The sequence below is a fragment of the Aquimarina sp. TRL1 genome, from assembly GCF_013365535.1.
Classification (GTDB): Bacteria; Bacteroidota; Bacteroidia; order Flavobacteriales; family Flavobacteriaceae; genus Aquimarina; species Aquimarina hainanensis.
In genome coordinates, this window is record NZ_CP053590.1 from 1,316,950 (window position 1) to 1,338,820 (window position 21,871).

Consider the following 21,871-nt stretch of genomic DNA (forward strand, 5'->3'; position numbering starts at 1 on the left):
TTCTATATGCGCTATTTATTCCTGATTCTATTTGGGTTATTAATAACAGGGTGTAAGCAGCAAAAAACGCCTGATACATCGACCGTTCTAACTCAATTAATAAATGAATATGAAAACCATAAAGGATATGATACCCATACATATCCTTTAGGGCTCTATACCAAAGAGTATTATCAGTCTGAAGCCTCTTTCGCTCAGGAATTACTAGAAAAACTCGCTAAAATCGATCAGAAAAAACTGAACGAAACTGAACGTATTTCTGCTCAACTCCTTCGATTTATCCTACAGGAACAAATCGATTTTTATGCCTTTGAGAGATACCTAAACCCATTACTCTCAGATTCCGGTTTTCATATCAATCTTACATTTCACATCCGACCTTTGACCAATCTGGAACAAACTAAAAAATATCTCGATAAATTACAGGCAATACCTACTTATATTGATCAACATCTAGAAAATTTACGTGCTGGATTGAAAAAAGGAGTCTCACAACCCAAGGTTATTTTTAAAGGATATGAAGCTTCATATAACGATCAGATCGTAACAACCTACCAGAATAGTCCTTTTTATACTCCATTTACTTCCCTTCCCGAAACGATTCCTTCGGCTCAGAAAGATTCTATTCTACAGGTTGCCAAAACTGTAATAGAAACCAGGGTAATTCCACAATTCAAAAGAGTAAAAGCTTTTTTTGAGACAGAATACCTACCTAAAACCCGAACAACGTTGGGAGTTTCCAAAACACCTAATGGAAAAGCTTTCTATCAGAACCGAATTAATTACTATACAACCAGTGATCAGTATACTGCAGATGACATTCATAATATTGGATTAAAAGAAGTCACTCGTATAAAATCCGAAATGCAAAAAATTATCGACTCTCTAGAGTTTAAAGGCAGTTTTTCTGACTTTCTGACCTTTCTTAGGACTGATGAACAATTTTATGCCAAAACTTCCAGGGAACTATTAATGATTGCCCGGGATATTTCAAAACGTGCTGACGAACAACTTCCAAGGTTTTTTAAAACCTTACCACGAAAGCCTTATGGAGTAGCTCCTGTCCCCGCTTCCATTGCTCCTAAATATACGGGAGGAAGATATATAGGAACCTCTAAAAACAGTACGGATCCCGGATATTATTGGGTAAATACTTATGATCTTCCCAGCAGAACTTTATACACCCTTCCTTCATTGACCGTACACGAAGCAGTTCCCGGTCATCACCTACAAGGAAGTTTAAACAATGAATTAGGAGACAGCATTCCCCAATTTAGAAAAAACCTTTATTTATCTGCTTATGGAGAAGGTTGGGGGCTCTACAGTGAATTCCTTGCCGAAGAAATGGGAATTTACACCACCCCCTATGAACATTTCGGAAAACTAACTTATGAAATGTGGAGAGCATGCCGTCTAGTAGTAGATACAGGGATTCATGCCAAAGGGTGGACTAGAGAAGCTGTCGTAGCTTTTCTCCAGTCCAATACTGCACTATCTCTTCATGAAATACAAACAGAGACGGATCGCTATATTTCATGGCCTGGACAAGCATTATCTTATAAAATCGGAGAGTTAAAAATTAGGACTCTTCGAAAAAAAGCAACAGCAGCCCTTGGTAGCGAATTTGATATCAGGGAATTTCATGAAGTAATCCTGCAACAGGGAACCGTAACTCTCTCTATCCTCGAACAGCGGATTATGGAATACATCAAAAAACACAGTAGTAACAATGAATAAGAAACATATCTATAAGTGCATTGACGCGCATACTTGCGGAAACCCTGTCCGAGTGGTCACCACTGGAAGACCTGATCTCAAAGGGGAAACTATGAGTGCGAAAAGACAACATTTCCTCAAAGAGTATGATTGGATTCGAAAAGGGCTCATGTTTGAACCTAGAGGGCATGATATGATGAGTGGAAGTTTCCTGTTTGAACCACACGATCCTACAAATGATTTTGCAATTCTATTTATAGAAACCTCTGGATGTCTGCCTATGTGTGGTCATGGTACTATTGGAACCATCACCATCGCTATAGAAGAAGGGCTAATTACACCTAAAATTCCTGGTAAAATTAGAATGGAGGCTCCAGCAGGATTAGTTGAAATTGATTATCAACAAACCGGAAATAAGGTAGATTGGGTAAAATTGACTAATGTAACCTCTTATCTCGCAGCAGAAGATCTAAATATTGATTGCCCGGAACTTGGAGAACTCATCTTTGACGTTTCCTATGGAGGGAATTTTTATGCCATTATCGATCCACAGCCAAACTTTGAAGGAGTTCAGGCATATACTGCCAGCAAACTTATTCAATATGCTCAATTGATACGTGACCGTATTAATACCAAATATCCTGATCAGTTTATTCACCCCGACAATGAAACGATTAGAGATGTCTCTCATATTTTATGGACCGGGACCCCTATAGACCCTTCTTCTTCTGGAAGGAATGCTGTATTTTATGGAGATAAAGCAATCGATCGTTCCCCTTGTGGAACAGGAACTTCTGCTAGAATGGCGCAATTATATTCCAAAGGAAAATTAAAAAAAGGGGAAGAATTCATCCATGAAAGCTATATAGGTTCTAAATTTATAGGACGAATTAAAGAGGAGACAACATTGGGTACTACCAAAGCCATTATCCCTAGCATACAAGGATGGGCACGTATCTATGGTCACAACACCATTAGTATAGACGAAAATGACCCATATGCATTTGGTTTCCAGGTAATTTAACATTCTTAAATCAAAAAAATTGAAACACTGTATCATTATAGGAGGAGGAATTATAGGGTTGTGTAGTGCTTATTACTTGCATAAAGAAGGACATCAGGTAACCATTATTGATCAATCATCAGCTACTACCGGAGCGTCATATGTCAATGCCGGATATCTTACCCCCAGCCACATTATCCCATTGGCAGCTCCTGGAGTAATGAAAAAAGGAATTAAATGGATGTTTAATCCTACCAGTCCTCTATTTATCAAACCCAGGATGCAAAAAGATTTCATACAATGGGCTTGGGCTTTTAATAAGTCCTGCACACAAAAAAATGTCTCCAAAAACGTCACAGCCATTAAAGACATCAACCTCTTTAGCAGCGAATTATACTCTGACATAAAAGCAGATGAACAGTTTAATTTTCATCTGGAAAAAAAAGGGTTACTCATGCTTTGTCAAACAGAAAAGGTTCTGGAAGAGGAAACACGTATGGCAGCTATTGCGAGGGAAGAAGGGCTTCCGGTAACATCACTGTCACTTGAAGAGATAAAGAACATCGAACCCGAAATATCAATTGCTGCACTAGGTGCATTGTTATATCGATGCGATGGACATACAACACCACAAACATTTATGGAAGAGATGAGAACCTACCTAACCAATGTAGGAGTCGATTTTCTATTGAATGAAAAAGTTACTGATATCATTACTAATAAAGAGTCTATCTCTTCTGTAGTCACTTCCCGACAATCCTACAAAGCAGATGAATATGTATTAGCAGCAGGATCCTGGTCTCACCTGCTGAGTAAGAAACTGGGATTAAAAATTTTGTTGGAAGGAGGCAAAGGATATTCTATTAACTCGACAAGAAATCTAGGAATAAACATGCCTGCTATTTTATGCGAGGCAAAGGTCGCTGTGACCCCTATGCAAGGGTTTACTCGTTTTGCAGGTACTATGGAGATCGCAGGAATTAATCACGATATTAATCCAATACGGGTACAGACTATTGCTAATGCTGCCAATAGGTACTATCCGGAGATTCAGCTAATGCCAGAAGAAACTGCCAAAGCTTCTTGTGGACTACGCCCTGTTTCCCCTGACGGTATGGCCTACATAGGAAAATCCGAAAAGTGTTCAAATCTGACTATCGCCACAGGGCATGCAATGATGGGATGGAGTATGGGACCTGCAACCGGAAAACTTGTATCTGAGATTATTTCCGGTCAAAAAACATCTTTGGATCTGTCTGTTTATCATCCAGATCGCTCTTTTTGAAAAAATCAATAAAACAAAAACAAATTCTTTTTAGTATACCATTATGAATGCATTAGGAATCGGTGGATCTACCATAGAAATTGAATTAAATGCCATACAACCAAGCGCACATCTTGTCCCCTCTATCCAGAAAGAAGAGTTCCAGGATAGAATACAGAAGGCTTGCCTCCTTATGAAAAAGCATCAGGTTCCCGTCCTTTATCTACACGCAGGAACCAATCTGTATTACTTTACAGGTATGCGATGGTCCCCTAGTGAACGATTAATGGGAGCATTTTTATTCCCTGATGGAAGTCTCCATTATATAGGTCCTCGCTTCGAAAAAGGAACAATTATGGATTTCATGATGATTCGGGGAACTGTGCATTGCTGGGAAGAACATGAAAATCCATATGAATTATCATTGAAAATCTTGCAAAAAAAAGGATACTCCGAAGGAAAAATCGCTATGGATGAAACAACTCCCTTTTTTGTCATTGATGGATTTATTCAATTACAGTCCTCTTATCAACTTATGAGTGCCAAAGTGATTACCGCAGGATGCAGAATGACAAAATCCCCTGCTGAGATTGCTATTATACAGGCAGCTATGGACATCACTATGAAAGTTCAGAAAGCTGCTGCAAGTATATTAAAACCAGGGATCAGTAGTCAGGAAGTTACAGACTTCATTAATGAAGCACACAAACGATATGGCATTGCTTCCGGTTCTTATTTTTGCATTGTTCTATTCGGGGTAGATTCTTCTTTTCCGCATGGGGTAAAAGCTCCTAAAAATCTGGAAGAAAACGATACTGTTCTGATCGACACCGGTTGTATTTTGAATAACTACATTTCAGATATTACACGAACTTATGTCTATGGAACTATTAGTGATGAACAACGAAAAATATGGAATCTGGAAAAAGAAGCACAATTGGTCGCTTTTCATGCAGCACAATTAGGGCATCCCTGTTCTCATATCGATATTGCTGTGAGAAAGCATCTCGAGAAAAACAAACTAGGACCTGACTACAAATTACCTGGATTACCACACCGAACCGGGCATGGCATTGGTTTGGATATACACGAATGGCCATATATTGCTAGACATGAAGACAGCATATTAACACCTGGAATGTGTTTTAGTAATGAACCTATGATTTGTGTTCCTTACAAATTTGGTGTTCGCTTAGAAGATCATATATACATGACTGAAGACGGTCCTAAATGGTTTACTAAACCTGCACATTCTATTGATGATCCCTTTGGGCTAGCATTGCAGGAATAGTCAACTTTCTTACATAAAGTTAATTTTAGACCTAACCCAGAAAAATTTTAATTTCTAATATCGATTAAAACATTCTTTTTTTAAAAGAAAAAGAGGAGCTTCTTTCTGCTCATAAACCAACATAACTATAAAATTCCTGTTTGCTTTTTATAAAAAGCATCCTGCTGTTTCTTCATCAGGTCTCTTGTTATTTTTTTCTTATATGCATAGAGTTCTTCTTCTTCCGCAATATCCTGATACACTTTATCATTAATTGTATGATCCGTCGCTACCAAAACAGTACGTTGGTTTTTCTTCTGATCCACCCATGATTTCACTTCCTGTTCCCTATCTTCTATTCGATAGTCGTATTCCCCACGGGCACTAATCAATTTTGCAAAAATAGGAGCAGTTTCTATAGCTAAAAAGAGTAAAAAAATAAAAAACGAAGGGAACCAAGGAAGTTTCCCTAATGCTTCAATACGAGCCATAAGCCCGTCAAAATTATCAATAACCGGTTGAGAAGCAGCAACTACTTCCTGATATTCTACTGCCAATGCTTCTTTTTTTTCTTCCAGTGTTTTTATCCTGGCTGCTGTGGTTGTTTTCAGTTCTTTCAACGCCGCAAGAGCAGCATCATGTTTTTCTCTTTTTTCTTTATAAACCGGTCCTTTGCCTATCTTTTTAGTCCCTTTTCTTCCTTCAGCTTCTGCAATATAAGTATCATATAATGCATTGACTGCTGCTTCTTTGGTTTCTACAGTTGTCGTTAATGCTTTTATTTCTTCATTCAACGCTTCTACCTGAGGGGTATATTGAGTTTGTATCTGTTCTTTATTTGATAAGGTATAGTCATTTTTTTGCTCTAACAATACTCTGTCAATTTCCTTTTCAAATATTTTTAATTCTAATGGTTTGGAAATAACAATTGCAATAATAACAGCTAAAATAAGCCTGGGAACAGCTTGTAAAAACTCTCGTATAAACCGGTCTTTTTTCTTAATAGTAGATACGATAAATCGATCTAGATTAAAAATAAGTAACCCCCAAATTAATCCAAAAAAGATTGCTGTAAGGTATGTATCAAATACAGTATATAGTGCATAGGCTGCTGCTATAAATGCCATGACTGCGGTAAAGAAAACTGTGGCTCCAATCCCGACATATTTGTTTTGCTCTCCGTGAGAACACTCTGATAATATTTTTTCGTCTGCGCCAGCGCATAAAATAAAAAATCGTTTTAGCATGATTGAGGTTTTTTGATTGAATGTATATATAGAACGTTGATTGTAAGTAAAATGTTACACATTGTTTATAACTCTATACTGTTCTTCTTGTTCTATGTATATAAATAGTATCTATATTTCTTTAGAGAGGATATCTTTTCTCACTTTCTTATATTTTTTTAAAAACCGATTCTACATTCAATCCACCTATCAACTACAAATATGATTGTTTCTATTATGGAAAAAACAAATATCATAAAACCGATATCTGAGCTTGTAAAACGCAAAAAAGTGTTTGAGTATTCAAACACTTTTTATACCGCATTGGTTATTCTATAATTCTATTGATTAGATTTTTGGTGGAGGGGGTGGAGGAGGAATATTTGGAAACGCCTCTGATTTCTCCTTTTGCTCCTTCGTCATTGCATTATATATCATCTTCATATAATTTGTTTCTTTCTCCTTTAAGATTATTCTTTGTCTCTCTTCAATCCTTTTATTAATTTTCTTTGCCCATCTATTAAAGCTACTCACCATCTTTGCAGTAACTTCTCCTTTTCGAACAAGTGGTGGCGGAGGTGGAGGGGGAACATCAGGAAAAGGAACTGCTTGTCTCTTTTGTTCTTCGCTCATTTGTCCATAAATTCTTCGCATTTCTTTCAACTCCTCTGACTTTATAATCACTCGTCTTCCTTTTTCCTGTGCTTTTCTGATATTTTCTGCCCATTTGTTATAACGAGCAATCATTTCTGCTGTCACGCCTTGCAACTCTTCAGAATGGAGTGTTTTTTTCCCCTGTTTTACTACTGGAGCAAAAGGGTCAGAAGCAATGGTCTCCTGATAATTAAACAATGTCATACTAATCCCCATAATTGGAATCATCATTAGCAGCCGTAAGACCGCTCTTCTTTTTGAAAATGAAGTTTTCATCATTTGTAATCGTTTTTTTGTTAATGAATAATTGATTTCGCTCATTATCGCAGTGTGATTAAAACTGATCGGATAGTTAATGAGCAATTGTTGATATTCCTGTACAGATGTCTGTCGGTCAATGACAGCCTGATCTGCCAGAAATTCATGATTTAGTTTCATCGCTCTTTTGACCCAAAACCATAATGGATTGAACCAAAAAATAACTTGAAACATTTCTACAAACAGAATATCTACGGTATGTCGTTGTCTTACATGAGTTTCTTCATGAAGTATAATTTCTTTTGGAATTTCCTGATTTACATAGGCTTCTTTCGAAAAAAAGACGTATCTCAAAAAGGTAAAAGGAAGGATCTTTCTGTCCACTAATACGCTAATAAAAGTGCTATCATTCCTTTTTTCACTATGCCGGATTTGTTGTTGTAAGTGCCATAAATTTCGAATACACCGAGTTCCAAATATCAATACTCCTACAATATATATACTCCAAATCAATAGCCTAACTAATTCCTCTGTTCCTTCCTGATATCCTTCTTCTTCTACTTTGGTTTCTCCAACAGGAGTCTCCTGAATTAATTGAGTCGTTTCCACATCTGATACGGTATATGATATGGTAATTAACGGAATAATATATGCTATAAAAATAGTAACGAGTAAATACCAACGCTTGTATCTATGTATTTTTTCCTTTTCCAGAAATAACATATAAAACCCCCAAAAGAGTAACAAGCATAGAGTTGATTTTAAAACATATAGTATCATTTCTTCTTTTTTTCGATTTCTTGATCTACAATTTTTCGCAATTCTTCTAATTCGGCAGTGGATAAATTTGTCTCCGAGGTAAAGAAAGAAGCGAATTGGGAAGCTGAATTATTAAAAAAATTCTTGATCAAACTATTCACATGTGTAGAGAAGTAGGTTGTTTTTTCAACCAGGGGGTAATATTCTCTTGATTTTCCATATAAAGTATATGCTACAAAACCTTTATCAGCCATCCTCTTTAGCAAAGTAGCTACTGTAGTCGTTGCTGGTTTAGGCTCTGGATATTCTTCTAATAAATCTTTCATAAAAGCTTTCTCTAACTTCCATAAATATTTCATCAATTGTTCTTCTGTTTTTGACAACTTCATGCTCTACATTATTAGAATTAACTCTACAAATGTAGAACAAAAATAATACTTTACAAAAAAATAGCCCACTTTTAAGAAAGGCGGGCTACTTTTATATAAAAATTCAATTCGAAAAAAGATTATTTTTTAACAATCATAAAAACTTCCGATCTGCTTTTCGAATGGATCTTAACTATATAATAGCCACTCGTTTTTGTTTTCTCTCCCAACACAAATTTAGTTGGACTTGCTTTATAAAATTGTCTATTAATCTGTTTTCCATACATATCATACACACATATTTCTACGGGAGCTTTCTGTAACTTAGATAGATCTATTGTTGCGTATTTTGTATAGGGATTAGGATATGCATGCATCTCTAACCCACAGCTTTCGTTTATTGCCGTATAATTCCTTCCTGTACGTATTGGCGCCCCTGCAATAGAATTATATGCATACTCTTTTATTGTATATGACAATCCATCAATTGCCACTGTGAGATAGAACCATCCATAATGTACCTCCCCATTGATACTAAAAGTAAACCCAACATATCCGGATTTGCCTTTCCAGGTATCATATGACGAAGAAGAGATCGTATAACTATGATTCTCAGGTGTAAAATTACTAGCCTTTCCTATATCGATACCTTCTCCCAGAAAGCTCACATAATTAGTCCCTGTTTCACATACAATATCTTTGTTATAAGTAACTAATGATAGTTCTCCTCCTGAAACCCAAGCCCCATAATCTCTGTTATCCCCTATTTCTATTCTAAAAAATTCCCAATTTGAAGTAGTATTCACCACAATATCATTAATATCTACGAAAACAATATTTCCTGTAGTATTACAAGGTTCACAATACAACCCACCACAATCAATTCCTGTTTCATCTCCATTCTGAATACCATCTGTACATGTTGCTGTACTTGCCTCTACAACAATAACACTATAATCTTCGGCTTCATCTCCTCCTGTCGTATTGCATGGAGTAGGTGCATCCCACCAATGATACCGAATGCGTAACCTTGTCTTTCCCAACTTAGCGGTGGTAGGTACAATTACTTCTGCCAGTCCGATTCCTGCTCCTCTTGGCTTCATTAAGACCTCTTCTCCCGGATCTGTAAAATCTCCGTCCTGATTCCAGTCAATCCATCCTCCAACTACATTTGCTCCCCAATTAGGAGTACTATAATAAGGAGTTACTGTCAACCTTTCTGCCTCTCCCTGAACAATCGTGGTTGCAATAGCTGTAAAATCAGAATATGTACTATTACCACTTGTATTATTAATCTCTCCAAAAGTAACATTACTGATATAATTAGTTCCTTGATTTCCTGCTATGCAATACGGTGTAGTAGAACATGGAGAACAAGACCCTCCACAATCAATTCCTGTTTCATCTCCATTTTGTATCCCATCATTACAAGAAGGAGTTGCGACATCTCTTACTTTACTTCCTGCTTTAATTCCCCCAAAGGGTTCCGTACTATACGCATAGTCTAATAAAGTATATGATGTGCCATCGGCATTTACCCGTACCCGAAACCATCCATAGTTTGTTTTTCCTGAATATAACTCAAATTGAAACCCTATATACGCTGTTTTACCATCCCATTGGGTATAGTTAGCATTTCGAATGACATGTAAATCCGGATATGCTCCCCCATTCACCCAGTTATTTTTAGAGTCAATCATAGCACCAGAAACTAATGGTTCGGGATATAGACTTCCCGGAAGACAAATCAATGCTTTTGTATACGTTTCTAATTTTAAAGCATTATTCTCAAAAAAAGTTCCATAATTATTTGTTTCTGCCCCTTGTAAAACAAAATAAGTCCATGTAGTGCTTGCATTCGCAGTATAATCAGGATTATCCACATACACTACCTCGAAAGGATCATAGAACATGAAATCAAATGATACCTTGGCTGAATTCAAAATACTTACTCCTCCAGAAATAATCGCATCCTTCAGGGTGATATTTCCCTTCAGGTTATCAAGACTTGTATGTTTACTGGCTTTTCCGCTATATCTGACTCGTAATTTTTGATTCGTGATTACAGAAATAGACGTAGTGATTCCCTGCGGAGCTATTGATGAAAAATGAGTCCCCTCTACAAGTGCTCCCGAAGATAATGAAAAACTCCCTCCTTGTATTTCAATATCATAATACACTTCTGCTAACGATCCATTATTAGACACTGCTTCTTCTACAGTATTATTAGAAGCAACCAACGATGCCCCTTTAAGATCCACTCCTGTTGCTATTAAATTCGCTGGTTGCCATAACGGTCTTCTCGATGGGTGCTCTAAAGCCGCTAACATTCTATTTACTTGTCCGATCGTAAACATCTTAGCACAGCCAGATGCTGAATCATATCCCATGTAATTTTCATAGTTAATTAGATTTCCGCATTCACTGGCTCCTATAGTACATCCCTTATCTCCAGAATTGGAATCCTCTGTTGGCGTATCACTAACATAATCCCCATTTGGGTCATTACACCCCCCTTCAAATGTATGGATCAGATTTAACCAATGTCCAAATTCATGAGTAAACACAGATGCAAATTCTTTATTTGTATTGCCGTGCAGATATTGTCCGTTATACACAACTCTAGCAATATTCTGATCCGACATACTAGTATTTGGATACCAGGCGACCCCTGAGTTATTAGAAGCTCCATCTCCATATAAGTCGCCAGTAATGTACACATTCATATACTTATAGTTATCCCAACCATCTGCTGCCACAATCGGGCTGCCATAATTTCCCATTCCTGATGCTTCTGGATGTATAATTACTCCATTGGTACTTCCTCCATTAGGATCAATTTTTGCTAATGCAAATCGAATATTCAATGTGGATTTTCTTCCATCAAATACCGGATCTATACTATTGAAGTCATCATTAAGCCCATTAAAATCTTTATTTAATGCTTCTAAAGCTCCGTGAATTGTGTTATAATCTACTGTTTTCCCATGTTGTATTTTCCCATACACATGGACTACTACAGGAATGGTATAGGTCATGCCCCTTTTTTGGAGACCAATTCCTTCTTGCACAAGTCCCTTTGTTTTTTTATTAAAGGCATCATACTCTGATTGCGCAGTAGGATTTTGAGAAAAAGCTACTGCATTTACCTCACTTGACTTACATTTTCTAGCATCGACAGATGTCTGTTGTCCCAGACATATAATGGGTATATACAATACTAAAATTGTTAGTACAGCAATTCGAATTTTCATAATAAATTGAGTTTATGTTATTAGTTATTTCAAAGTAAATTCAAATCACAACAATCTGATAACTATATAATAACCAAAGTATATACTATTCTACCTCTCTTTATTCTAAAAAATACTTACGGCTGGTTTCTCTTACAAAACAAAAAAGCACCTTGATAATCAAGGTGCTTTTCTACATTATTTTATTACTTTATTATTTACTTAGCGCTGTAAAATACTTATAGAACAATGGAATTGTTTCAATTCCCCTCAGATAATTAAAGACTCCAAAATGCTCATTCGGGGAATGAATAGCATCACTATCCAATCCAAACCCCATTAAGATGGTTTTACTCTTTAGTTCTTTTTCAAACAATGCTACTATTGGAATACTTCCTCCTCCTCGCTGAGGAATTGGAGCTACTCCAAAAGTATCTTTATAAGCATTACTGGCTGCCTGATATCCTATATTATCAATAGGAGTAACATACCCTTGTCCTCCATGGTGTGGAGTTACTTTTACAGTAACTGCTTCTGGAGCAATCTTCTCAAAGTGATCCTTGAACAGCTGGGTAATTTCTTCCCAATCCTGATTCGGAACTAATCGCATCGAAATCTTAGCATATGCCTTACTAGCGATAACAGTTTTTGCTCCTTCTCCTGTATATCCTCCCCAAATTCCATTCACATCTAATGTCGGACGGATTGAATTACGTTCATTAGTCGTATATCCTTCTTCTCCGTATACAGCCTTAATATCTAATGACTTCTTATACGCATCTAATGAGAAAGGAGCTTTTGCCATCTCTGCTCTCTCTTCTGTTGATAATTCTTCTACCTTATCATAGAATCCCGGAATTGTAATACGATTATTTTCATCGTGTAATGATGCAATCATTTTGGTCAGAATATTAATCGGGTTTGCTACTGCTCCTCCGTACAATCCACTATGTAAATCTCTATTCGGTCCGGTTACCTCTACTTCTACATAACTTAATCCTCGCAATCCAGTGGTAATAGAAGGAACATCATTAGCAATCATCCCCGTATCACTAATCAAAATCACGTCATTACTTAATTTCTCCTGGTTTCTCTCTACAAACCATCCCAGGCTCTTACTCCCTACTTCTTCTTCTCCTTCGATCATAAACTTAACATTACAAGGTAACTGTCCAGTTTCTGTCATAAATTCCAGAGCTTTGACATGCATATACATCTGTCCTTTATCATCACATGACCCACGACCAAAAATAGCTCCTTCGGGATGAATCGCTGTCTTTTTTACTACAGGCTCAAACGGGGGACTATCCCATAATTCTATCGGATCTGCCGGTTGCACATCATAATGCCCATACACAAGTACGGTTGGCAATGCCGGATCTATTATTTTCTCCCCATATACAATAGGGTATCCAGGAGTTTCACACAATTCTACCTTATCACAACCTGCTTTCTCCAAGCTTTTTTTAACCGCTTCTGCAGTTCTGATTACATCTTTTTCAAAAGCTGAATCCGCACTTACTGACGGGATTCTTAATAGCTCCATCAGTTCATTAATAAAGCGGTCTTTATGTTCTCCTACGTAGGATTTTATATTTTGCATTTGCCTATTTATTTTTTTTCTAAAAGTACTAAAAATGATTTATTCCGGATACTAGACAAAAACCTTCTTATACTCATTTTTTTTACTCCCATAGCACACTCATTATCAGTACCGTCTTAAAAAAGATTTATTTTTTTCAAAAAAAGTTTTCAAAATCCTTTGAGATCATGAAGTATTACTTATATTTGCACTCGCTTTTACAAATGTTTTTATTTGCTAAGCGATATTTATTGCGGGCGTGGTGGAATTGGTAGACACGCTAGACTTAGGATCTAGTGCCGCGAGGTGTGAGAGTTCGAGTCTCTCCGCCCGCACAAGACAAAAGCTGACTATTTAGTCAGCTTTTTTTATTTCAATATAACAATCAATCTGCCCTACACAAAAAAAACCATAATCTCTTTATCACCCTCTTTCTAACTTTCGCTAATCGCACATAAGTTTAAAACCGATCACACTCGACCCTACTTCCTCTAATCAACAATCCAGCACAACGAAAAGACAGTTCTAAACAACAACAATATCAATCTTCCCTTCACTAAATACCTTACAAGAAAAAACAGACCAGACATTCTATTTCAACAACTAAAAAAAGCCATTAAATACGCTAAAAAGAACATCTTTGACCTTTTAAACTTTTCCTTAAAAAAACACCTAAATAATACCAATCTTCCATCTCACTCTTCCTCCTTATCAAAAATTATTTTTCGATGTATTCCTTTTTTAAAAAACCTATAAAAACAAAAAAGACTTACAATTGAATTGTAAGTCTTTTTTTGCTCCCCCTCTTGGGCTCGAACCAAGGACCCTCTGATTAACAGTCAGATGCTCTAACCAACTGAGCTAAGGAGGAATTTCATTTGCAATCCGCTAATGTATTTCCGTTTTGCGAGTGCAAATATAGAACCTTTTTTGAATTGTAAAAAACATTTTTACTATTTTTTTTAAAAAAAGTTCTTATTTAAAAATTGCTCGATAGATATCATTTCCATTAGCGAATAACAGCAACGCGATTAACAACACAAAACCAACCAATTGCGCATATTCCATAAATTTATCATTCGGTTTTCTCCCTGTAATCATCTCATACAATAAAAACATAACATGCCCTCCATCCAATGCAGGAATAGGCAGAATATTCATAAATGCCAAAATAATAGAAATAAAAGCTGTTGTCCCCCAGAAAGCTTTCCAGTTCCAGGCTTCAGGGAATAAATTTCCTATTGCCGCAAAACCTCCTACCTGAGTTGCTCCTTTTTTAGTAAACACATATTTAAACTGTGCTATATAATCGTGTAGTGTCCAATATCCCAATTCGAATCCCTGACTAATACTTTCTCCTAGCGAATAAGCCTTCTTCTGCACTTCATAATCTCTTCCAAAAGAAATTCCTATTATCCCTTCTTCATCCGGGGTAATGGTTGCTGTTTTTTCAATCCCTTCTCTTTTATATGTAAGAGTTATGGGGGTTGTTTTAATACTATCTTTAGCCCTGGCTTCAAAATAATCGCTCATATATGCTACAGGAGCTCCATTTGTACCTGTAATAATATCTCCTACCTCTAATCCTGCCTTATCTGCCCCTGAACCTTCCTGAACTAAATCTATCTTAGCATCTCCTATTGGCGAAAAAGGAGTCAACACTCCTGTTTCAAACATTTTTTTACCAATATCATCAGGTATCGTAATCGTTTCCATTTCTCCATTTTGATGCAACACTTCAACTGTCTTTACATCTCTCATAAACAGGTATGCATTAATTCGAGTCATATCTTCCAACTTCTCTCCATTTGTCTTCAGAATACGATCTCCATCCTGAAATCCATATTCTTTAAACGATTCTGCTACCTTAAACCCTTTAGGCATATCTGCTACTCCTACATAATTACTCCCCCAGGTAAAAACAATCGCCATATAAATAAGAAAACCAAGAATAATATTCACTGTGACTCCTCCTAACATAATAATTAGTCGTTGCCAAGCTGGTTTTGATCTAAACTCCCATGGTTGTGGAGGACCCGCCATTTGTTCCTTATCCATACTCTCATCAATCATTCCTGCAATCTTTACATACCCTCCAAGTGGCAACCACCCGATTCCGTATACTGTTTCTCCTATTTTTTTCTTAAACAAAGAGAACTTAACATCAAAAAACAAATAGAATTTTTCCACCCTGGTCTTAAACAGTTTTGCTGGGATAAAATGCCCCAATTCATGCAGGATAATAAGAAAAGATAAGCTTAACAATAATTGTATTGCTTTTACAAAAAATGGACTCATATCGGTCTATGTTCAAAATTTAAATCACGCAAAAGTAACCTTTTAGTACTGCTTATGAAAGAAATCTAAAGAGTGGAACGAATCTTTTAATGATTTTTTAGCAAAAACTGGTCGTACTAATAAAACATTCCTCGTAATTTTGCAGTATTAAATTACTCATATGCTTCGTTTTTTTTCCAGATATAAGTTTTTTGGAATTGTTCTTTTGGTACTTTCTGCAATTATCATTTCTATTATTTATTCTATTCTAAAGCCTACACCGGTTTTACCTATTTACGAACCAGAGATGGTCAACACGGAATTAGTAGACAGCACCGTACAACACATCAGAAAGTATCATAAAATCGCTCCTTTTTCCCTTACCAATCAAAATGGAAAAACCATTACAGAAAAAGAATATGATAATAAAATATATGTAGCAGATTTCTTTTTTACCACCTGTCAATCCATTTGTCCAGTTATGACAGGACATATGAAAAAAATTCAGGACGAACTCATGAATGACGCTTCTGTCTTATTACTATCTCATACAGTTACCCCTGATATTGATACTGTTGCCCAATTAAAGCGATATGCTAAAAGAAAAGGGGTCAATGACACCAAATGGAACCTGGTTACTGGTGACAAAAAGCAGATTTATAATCTAGCCAGAAAATCGTATCTGGCAGCCAAATCTAATGGAGATGGAGGTCCTTATGATATGATCCATACAGAAAATTTTATTTTAGTAGACACCAAAAAAAGAATTCGTGGTTTTTATGACGGAACAGATGAGGAAGAAATTGATCGGCTTTTGGACGATATTGAAATCCTAAAAAAAGAACAGTGATTACATCCCGGAGAACGGAACTTCTACTGGCGTTTCTCCTTTTGATATCAAAAAATCTCTTACCGCATAACCAGTCCCGGCAGGCCAATACGTCACTTCTGAAAAAGGAATGATTTTATAATCATCCAACTCTTCATTAAGATTGATCTTTCCACTGACCCTAACATGATACACTAGCAGTATTTGATTCATTCTATAAAACGGATAATGCCCAACAAAAGAAACTAATTCTCCCATTACCCCTAATTCTTCCTGAACCTCTCTAAGCACTGCCTCATCAGGGTGCTCATTCCTCTCTAAAAAACCAGTAATCAATGCATACCAATCCTCTGGCCACTGCGTATTATGAGCTAATAAAATCTGTCTTTCTTCATATTCTACTATTGCAGCGACTACCGGAGTTGGATTACCATAATGCACGAAGTTACAGTGATCACTGGAACACGCTAAATACTTTTCTTCAAATACTTCTAACGGGCTTTGACAGCTAGGGCAAAATTTATACACTTCTCTCATGCATCCTTACTTAGCAATTACACTTCTTATGCGCAAGATAGCATTATTACTTATATCTTATTCTTATCCTCTGTACTTAAAAAAAGTTAAAATGATATAATGCGTATTGATTAAACTTTAATAAAAATCCGCTTTCGATACAACACATAAGCCACAACAACATAAAAGACAATAACAACTAATGCATACAATAACGACGAGAATTCCTTACTCAACCCTTCGTATACAAAAACAGTCTCATACAGCCAACTATGAATCGTATACTTTTCTCCTACTGATATCAGATAAAACGTTTTGGAGATAAACATAGACGAAAAATAGAGCACAATAGCATTAGAACCAACATAGGTAAACATATTCCCTAAAGAAATCTCTTTATAATCCGTAAGGTAATAAATCAACGCTAAAATAAGTGTAGCATATCCTGAAGTAACCAAAACAAAACTACTACTCCATAATGCCTTATTCAGAGGAAAAACAAGGCTCCATATATAACCAATTCCCAACAACAAGCTTCCTAACCCTAATAATCTTAAATGTTTTCGAAGCATTGAACTCGTTAACACTTCTCCTATAAAAACCCCTGTAAGCGCAGAAGCAATTGAAGGAATTGTACTTATTATCCCTTCCGGATCGTAATCAGGTTTCCACATATGAGTTCCCAAAAGCTGTAAGTCTAAGTAATTTGCCCAATTATTAGCTGCTCTTTCCAAGGTAGGAGTATCTCCTCCAGGAAAAGGAATATATCCCAACCATATCCAATACCCTACGAGAATTCCTGCCGTCAATATCATCAATCCTTTCTTACTCATATTAAGATATAATACCGAGGTCACAAAAAAAACAATCCCTATTCGTTGAAGAACTCCAGGGATTCTCATTTTCTCCCATGATTCTACAAAAGGAATATATGGCAAAAAGGCATTAAGAAACAGTCCCAATCCAATCAACTTAAGACTCCTTATCGCTATCTTTTTATAAATTGTTTTATCAGGTGTTTTGGCTTTGTATACAAAAGAAATAGAAATACCTACTATGTACAAAAAGAAAGGAAAGACAAAATCTGCTATTGTCAAACCATTCCATTTTGCATGCAATAAAGGTTTATAAACAAAACCCCAGTCTCCTGGGGTATTTACTAATATCATGACCACTATCGTTAACCCACGTAAAAAGTCAACGGATTGTATTCTATTTTTTAATGTCATGAATTACAAAAAATTATTTTTCATCTTATTCCACACTTTTACAAGTAACCCTCCAGATACCAGTGTCACAACTATAAAAATAATTGCATCTGTATATTTTCCATAGATAAGGTTTCCTGTAGCAAATAACGCTCCATAGACTAATACACAACCAAGAAGCATTGCTCCAATTCCTAATGGAACCGCCCATTTTTCCTCTTTATCTACTATATCTATTCCTTCTTCATTTGCTCTCTGAAGTATCTTATCCCAACCAGGTCCTCCAGGTTGTATTTTTTTATAAAAATTAAACAGGGTCTTATCTTCATCAGGCTTTGTTAGAAAAGTAGCCAACAACCATATAATAGTTGTTACAACCACCACAAAAGGAATCTGTCCCCAGCTTGGAAAAATCCCGGCATCTCCAAACATAGAATTTTTTACTACTTCTATATTAATTATAATCGAAATAATCCCTGAAGAAAACATGGCAGAAATCTCACTCCATGCATTGATACGCCACCAGAACCATCGTAATAAAAATATCAGACCAGTTCCTGCCCCAAACATTAAAATATACTTAAACAACTGAACCGCATCTGTCAATAACAAAGCAATAACTGCACTTATTGCCATTAATAATACTGTAGAAATCCTACCTACATTTACTAGCTCTTTTTCTGAGGCATCCTTCTTAACAAACTGCTTATACACATCATTTACTACATAAGATGCTCCCCAATTCAAATGTGTAGATATCGTGGACATATAAGCTGCCACTAAAGATGCTACCACCACTCCTAATAACCCTGAGGGCAACTTGGTAAGCATCGCCGAATACGCTAAGTCATGCCCTAGCTTATCATTTGTAACATCAGGAAAGGCTTCTTTTATGCTTGCTAAATCCGGATACAAAACTAATGATGTTAACGCTACAATAATCCATGGCCAAGGACGTAATGCGTAATGCATAATATTAAAAAAGAAGGTTGCTCCAATCGCGTGGCTTTCATCTTTTGCTGCTAACATGCGTTGTGCTATGTAACCCCCTCCTCCAGGTTCTGCCCCTGGATACCATGAACTCCACCACTGGACTGCCAACGGAATTACCAGCAAACTAATAATCATTTCTTTATTACTCCAACTAGGAAGCAATGATATTTTATCAACTACATTAGGGTGTGTAATCAGACCATCCAAACCATTCACCTCTGGAAGGTTAACACAATAATAAGCAGCTCCTATTGACCCTGCCATTGCCACAAAGAATAGTAAAAAATCAGAATACACAACTCCTTTAAAACCGCCAATCGCACTAAACACTACTGTTATCAATGCTGCATATCCTACTGTGTGCAAAGGAGGCAATCCAAACATAATTCCACCAATCTTAATTGCTGCCAAAGTAACCCCTGCCATAGCAAGTACATTAAAAATCACTCCTAAATATATAGAACGAAACCCTCTTAAAAAACGAGCTGGCTTTCCTGAATATCTCAGCTCATAAAATTCCATATCTGTATTAACATTAGAACGCCTCCAGAGCTTAGCATATACAAAAACCGTCAATAACCCTGTTAATAAAAAGGCCCACCATTCCCAGTTTCCTGCCACTCCATTTTTTCTCACCAGATTGGTCACCAAATTCGGGGTGTCTGTAGAGAAAGTTGTTGCCACCATAGAGAAACCTAGTAACCACCAAGGCATACTACGCCCGGATAAGAAATATTCAGATGAATTTTTACCGGACCTTTTTGATACCACTACCCCTATTAACAATACGGATAATAAAAATGTGACTATTATACCATAGTCTAAAATACTAAGTTTCATAATGTATTACTCTTTAAATAAATTTCCTTCGTTTTTTAATATTCGTTGTTTCGCATGGGTTGCATAATTTCTCCCCATGGGTATTTTTTTACTTCCTATCTCAATTAAATTCCCTTCTATACACTTTACCTTATCTATAGCTATAGTATAGGACTTATGTATTCTCACAAAGTTTTCTGACGGTAGTTCTTCGCTAATACTCGACAAGGACTTATGCGAAACATAACTTCCATCTTCCGTACAAACTTTTATATAGTCTTTCAGACTTTCTATAAAGAGAATATCTCTGAGATATATCTTCATTAATTTACGTTCTACTTTCAAGAATATATGAGGATCATCATCTGAGGTAAGTCTTACATTCTTTTCAGAAAGAAGCCTCGCCATTAGTTTATTAATCGATTTCAGAAAACGACTAAAAGGAATTGGCTTTACCAAATAATCTAACACCTCTAGCTCATAACTCTCTAATGCGTGTTCTTTATATGCAGTAGTAATGATAATCATTGGATATTCTTGTAAACTTTTCAAGAATTCCAAGCCGCTCATTCTGGGCATATTAATATCTAAAAAAACAACATCAATATCACCACTTTCCATAGCAGGAAGTGCCTCAATAGCACTTTCATACACTCCGCATACTTCAATATTTTTAAACTCTTCTAAATAAGACTCTATCACATTTATGGCCAAAGGCTCATCATCAACTATTATACATTTTACCGTCATTGTACAGGGATTTTAAGGACAACAATAAATTCGTTATTCTCAACAGCAATGTACAAAACATAATCCTTATCGTATAGTAGTTGAAGCCTTCTTTCAATATTTTTTAGCCCTATTCCTCCTTTTGATTTAGGAACGGTCTCCTCATCAAATGTATTTTTAGAAACAAAAACCAGTTCTTCTTTATTTTTTTCAAAAGAAACTGTTAAATTCATATCAGAGCCAGAATACAATCCATGTTTAAACGAATTTTCAATAAATGGCAAAAATAACAAGGGAGGTACCTGAACTTCATCTACATTCCCTGTAATACTAATTTCTGATGTTACTTTATATCCAAACCGTACTTTTTCAAGTTCTATATAGTTATCTATATAATTAATTTCCTGAAGAAGTGAAACACTTTTCTTACTTGCATCATAGATAATGTATTTCATTATGTCAGACAATTTCAAAACAACATCTGAAGCTTCTGAAGATTTCTGCATTGTCAACGCGTAAATATTGTTCAGGGTATTAAAGAAAAAGTGTGGCTGAATCTGTGCTCTCAAATATTTGAGCTCTGTTTTATATTGTAGTGCTTTTAATCGTTGATTTTGGTTTCTTTCATAAAGAAAGTCTGCTGTAAACTTAATCGAAGAAGTCAGACCAATAACATACAGTTCTCCCAGAACTACTGCAATGATATGATTAAATCCAAATGCATCATGTCGACCCTGTACTTCTGGCCAGATGTTTTCAGTAACCAACCAATAATTCAGACCCGACCGAACCAGATAATGAATCCCTAAAGCCATTAATAAGAATGCTATATACATAGCATATTTCTTTTTCAAGATATACTTAGGAACTAAATAATATATATTAAAGTACACTATAATAATGTGTAGTGGGAACTCTACTAGATTTGACTTTAATGAGTACCAATAATCATTAAAATAGCTCCCCCATCTCAAAAAATTGAACAAAAAATAAACCGTCCAAAAGTAAAGATGGTACTTCTTCTTAATCGTTAACTGTATTCCGCTTCCCCTCAATGTATAAATATCAATAAAAATGACTTATATGTAATTTTTTTACGGCAAAAACCGTCAAAATGTATAATTAATTAAAAGAAAAAACAAAAAAATTAAAAATCCCATTTTACTG

Annotated in this window: 16 protein-coding genes and 2 tRNA genes; 6 read left to right on the forward strand and 12 right to left on the reverse strand. The window is 36.0% G+C overall.

The features are described 5' to 3' along the window. Positions 1-6: 6 nt before the first annotated feature. The 4 genes from HN014_RS05205 to HN014_RS05220 are packed head-to-tail and all read left to right on the forward strand — an operon-like array spanning position 7 to position 5,274. On the forward strand, positions 7-1,737 hold the full coding sequence (locus tag HN014_RS05205; RefSeq protein ID WP_176027829.1) for a DUF885 family protein: 1,731 nt from the start codon (positions 7-9) through the stop codon (positions 1,735-1,737). Beyond that, positions 1,730-2,740: a 4-hydroxyproline epimerase gene (locus HN014_RS05210; RefSeq protein ID WP_176027830.1), complete on the forward strand. Its 1,011-nt coding sequence runs from the start codon at positions 1,730-1,732 to the stop codon at positions 2,738-2,740. Before HN014_RS05205 ends, HN014_RS05210 begins: the two co-directional genes overlap by 8 nt. Before the next feature lie 19 nt (positions 2,741-2,759). Beyond that, a complete protein-coding gene (locus HN014_RS05215; RefSeq protein ID WP_176027831.1) occupies positions 2,760-4,004 on the forward strand; it encodes an FAD-binding oxidoreductase in 1,245 nt (414 codons plus the stop codon). Positions 4,005-4,047: 43 nt separating this feature from the next. Further along, entirely contained in the window at positions 4,048-5,274 is a 1,227-nt protein-coding gene (locus HN014_RS05220; RefSeq protein ID WP_176027832.1) for a Xaa-Pro peptidase family protein, read from the forward strand. Positions 5,275-5,399: 125 nt separating this feature from the next. On the opposite strand, the gene HN014_RS05225 is transcribed toward HN014_RS05220, so the two are convergent. The 5 genes from HN014_RS05225 to HN014_RS05245 all read right to left on the reverse strand — a co-directional run bounded on the left by HN014_RS05225 (position 5,400) and on the right by HN014_RS05245 (position 13,354). Next, the gene (locus HN014_RS05225; protein ID WP_176027833.1) at positions 5,400-6,500 is read right to left on the reverse strand and encodes a DUF4407 domain-containing protein; all 1,101 of its coding nucleotides are present in this window, start codon (positions 6,498-6,500) and stop codon (positions 5,400-5,402) included. A 327-nt stretch (positions 6,501-6,827) separates the two neighbouring features. Continuing rightward, positions 6,828-8,171, reverse strand: a complete 1,344-nt coding sequence (locus HN014_RS05230) for a M56 family metallopeptidase (protein WP_176027834.1) — start codon at positions 8,169-8,171, stop codon at positions 6,828-6,830. Beyond that, positions 8,168-8,539, reverse strand: a complete 372-nt coding sequence (locus tag HN014_RS05235; protein ID WP_176027835.1) for a BlaI/MecI/CopY family transcriptional regulator — start codon at positions 8,537-8,539, stop codon at positions 8,168-8,170. Before HN014_RS05235 ends, HN014_RS05230 begins: the two co-directional genes overlap by 4 nt. A gap of 119 nt (positions 8,540-8,658) precedes the next feature. Beyond that, positions 8,659-11,772 carry a M43 family zinc metalloprotease gene (locus HN014_RS05240; protein WP_176027836.1) on the reverse strand — a complete coding sequence of 1,038 codons (3,114 nt, stop codon included), beginning with the start codon at positions 11,770-11,772 and terminating at the stop codon, positions 8,659-8,661. A 193-nt stretch (positions 11,773-11,965) separates the two neighbouring features. Further along, positions 11,966-13,354 carry a dipeptidase gene (locus HN014_RS05245; protein WP_176027837.1) on the reverse strand — a complete coding sequence of 463 codons (1,389 nt, stop codon included), beginning with the start codon at positions 13,352-13,354 and terminating at the stop codon, positions 11,966-11,968. Between the two features lie 232 nt (positions 13,355-13,586). Here HN014_RS05245 and HN014_RS05250 point away from each other — a divergent pair. Then, positions 13,587-13,668 (forward strand) — tRNA-Leu (locus tag HN014_RS05250). A 462-nt stretch (positions 13,669-14,130) separates the two neighbouring features. On the opposite strand, the gene HN014_RS05255 is transcribed toward HN014_RS05250, so the two are convergent. After that, positions 14,131-14,204, reverse strand: a tRNA-Asn gene (locus HN014_RS05255). A 104-nt stretch (positions 14,205-14,308) separates the two neighbouring features. Beyond that, positions 14,309-15,631, reverse strand: a complete 1,323-nt coding sequence (rseP, locus tag HN014_RS05260) for an RIP metalloprotease RseP (RefSeq protein WP_176027838.1) — start codon at positions 15,629-15,631, stop codon at positions 14,309-14,311. 160 nt (positions 15,632-15,791) lie between these two features. On the opposite strand from rseP, the gene HN014_RS05265 reads away from it, so the two are divergent. Further along, a complete protein-coding gene (locus tag HN014_RS05265; RefSeq protein ID WP_176027839.1) occupies positions 15,792-16,460 on the forward strand; it encodes an SCO family protein in 669 nt (222 codons plus the stop codon). Here the strand turns inward: HN014_RS05265 and HN014_RS05270 are convergent, their stop codons facing one another. The 5 genes from HN014_RS05270 to HN014_RS05290 form a co-directional block, all read right to left on the reverse strand. Then, positions 16,461-16,976, reverse strand: coding sequence for an NUDIX domain-containing protein (locus tag HN014_RS05270; protein WP_176027840.1), 516 nt, complete (start codon positions 16,974-16,976; stop codon positions 16,461-16,463). 110 nt (positions 16,977-17,086) lie between these two features. Then, positions 17,087-18,184 (reverse strand): acyltransferase family protein, encoded by a 1,098-nt coding sequence (locus HN014_RS05275; RefSeq protein WP_176027841.1) that lies wholly within the window; start codon positions 18,182-18,184, stop codon positions 17,087-17,089. 3 nt (positions 18,185-18,187) lie between these two features. Continuing rightward, complete coding sequence (locus HN014_RS05280; RefSeq protein ID WP_176027842.1) at positions 18,188-19,996, reverse strand: sodium:solute symporter family protein; 1,809 nt, start codon at positions 19,994-19,996, stop codon at positions 18,188-18,190. A gap of 6 nt (positions 19,997-20,002) precedes the next feature. Then, the gene (locus HN014_RS05285) at positions 20,003-20,725 is read right to left on the reverse strand and encodes a LytTR family DNA-binding domain-containing protein (protein WP_176027843.1); all 723 of its coding nucleotides are present in this window, start codon (positions 20,723-20,725) and stop codon (positions 20,003-20,005) included. After that, positions 20,722-21,540, reverse strand: a complete 819-nt coding sequence (locus tag HN014_RS05290; RefSeq protein ID WP_254884106.1) for a sensor histidine kinase — start codon at positions 21,538-21,540, stop codon at positions 20,722-20,724. Before HN014_RS05290 ends, HN014_RS05285 begins: the two co-directional genes overlap by 4 nt. Positions 21,541-21,871: the final 331 nt, after the last annotated feature.

What these genes read in the sequence shown, in the direction of transcription:
- HN014_RS05275 (WP_176027841.1), bottom strand. Translation starts at nt 18,184, where the DNA reads ATGACATTAAAAAATAGAATACAATCCGTTGACTTTTTACGTGGGTTA.
- HN014_RS05220 (WP_176027832.1), top strand. Translation starts at nt 4,048, where the DNA reads ATGAATGCATTAGGAATCGGTGGATCTACCATAGAAATTGAATTAAAT.
- HN014_RS05280 (WP_176027842.1), bottom strand. Translation starts at nt 19,996, where the DNA reads ATGAAACTTAGTATTTTAGACTATGGTATAATAGTCACATTTTTATTA.
- HN014_RS05265 (WP_176027839.1), top strand. Translation starts at nt 15,792, where the DNA reads ATGCTTCGTTTTTTTTCCAGATATAAGTTTTTTGGAATTGTTCTTTTG.
- HN014_RS05235 (WP_176027835.1), bottom strand. Translation starts at nt 8,539, where the DNA reads ATGAAGTTGTCAAAAACAGAAGAACAATTGATGAAATATTTATGGAAG.
- HN014_RS05205 (WP_176027829.1), top strand. Translation starts at nt 7, where the DNA reads ATGCGCTATTTATTCCTGATTCTATTTGGGTTATTAATAACAGGGTGT.
- rseP (WP_176027838.1), bottom strand. Translation starts at nt 15,631, where the DNA reads ATGAGTCCATTTTTTGTAAAAGCAATACAATTATTGTTAAGCTTATCT.
- HN014_RS05270 (WP_176027840.1), bottom strand. Translation starts at nt 16,976, where the DNA reads ATGAGAGAAGTGTATAAATTTTGCCCTAGCTGTCAAAGCCCGTTAGAA.
- HN014_RS05230 (WP_176027834.1), bottom strand. Translation starts at nt 8,171, where the DNA reads ATGATACTATATGTTTTAAAATCAACTCTATGCTTGTTACTCTTTTGG.
- HN014_RS05225 (WP_176027833.1), bottom strand. Translation starts at nt 6,500, where the DNA reads ATGCTAAAACGATTTTTTATTTTATGCGCTGGCGCAGACGAAAAAATA.
- HN014_RS05210 (WP_176027830.1), top strand. Translation starts at nt 1,730, where the DNA reads ATGAATAAGAAACATATCTATAAGTGCATTGACGCGCATACTTGCGGA.
- HN014_RS05245 (WP_176027837.1), bottom strand. Translation starts at nt 13,354, where the DNA reads ATGCAAAATATAAAATCCTACGTAGGAGAACATAAAGACCGCTTTATT.
- HN014_RS05290 (WP_254884106.1), bottom strand. Translation starts at nt 21,540, where the DNA reads ATGTATATAGCATTCTTATTAATGGCTTTAGGGATTCATTATCTGGTT.
- HN014_RS05285 (WP_176027843.1), bottom strand. Translation starts at nt 20,725, where the DNA reads ATGACGGTAAAATGTATAATAGTTGATGATGAGCCTTTGGCCATAAAT.
- HN014_RS05240 (WP_176027836.1), bottom strand. Translation starts at nt 11,772, where the DNA reads ATGAAAATTCGAATTGCTGTACTAACAATTTTAGTATTGTATATACCC.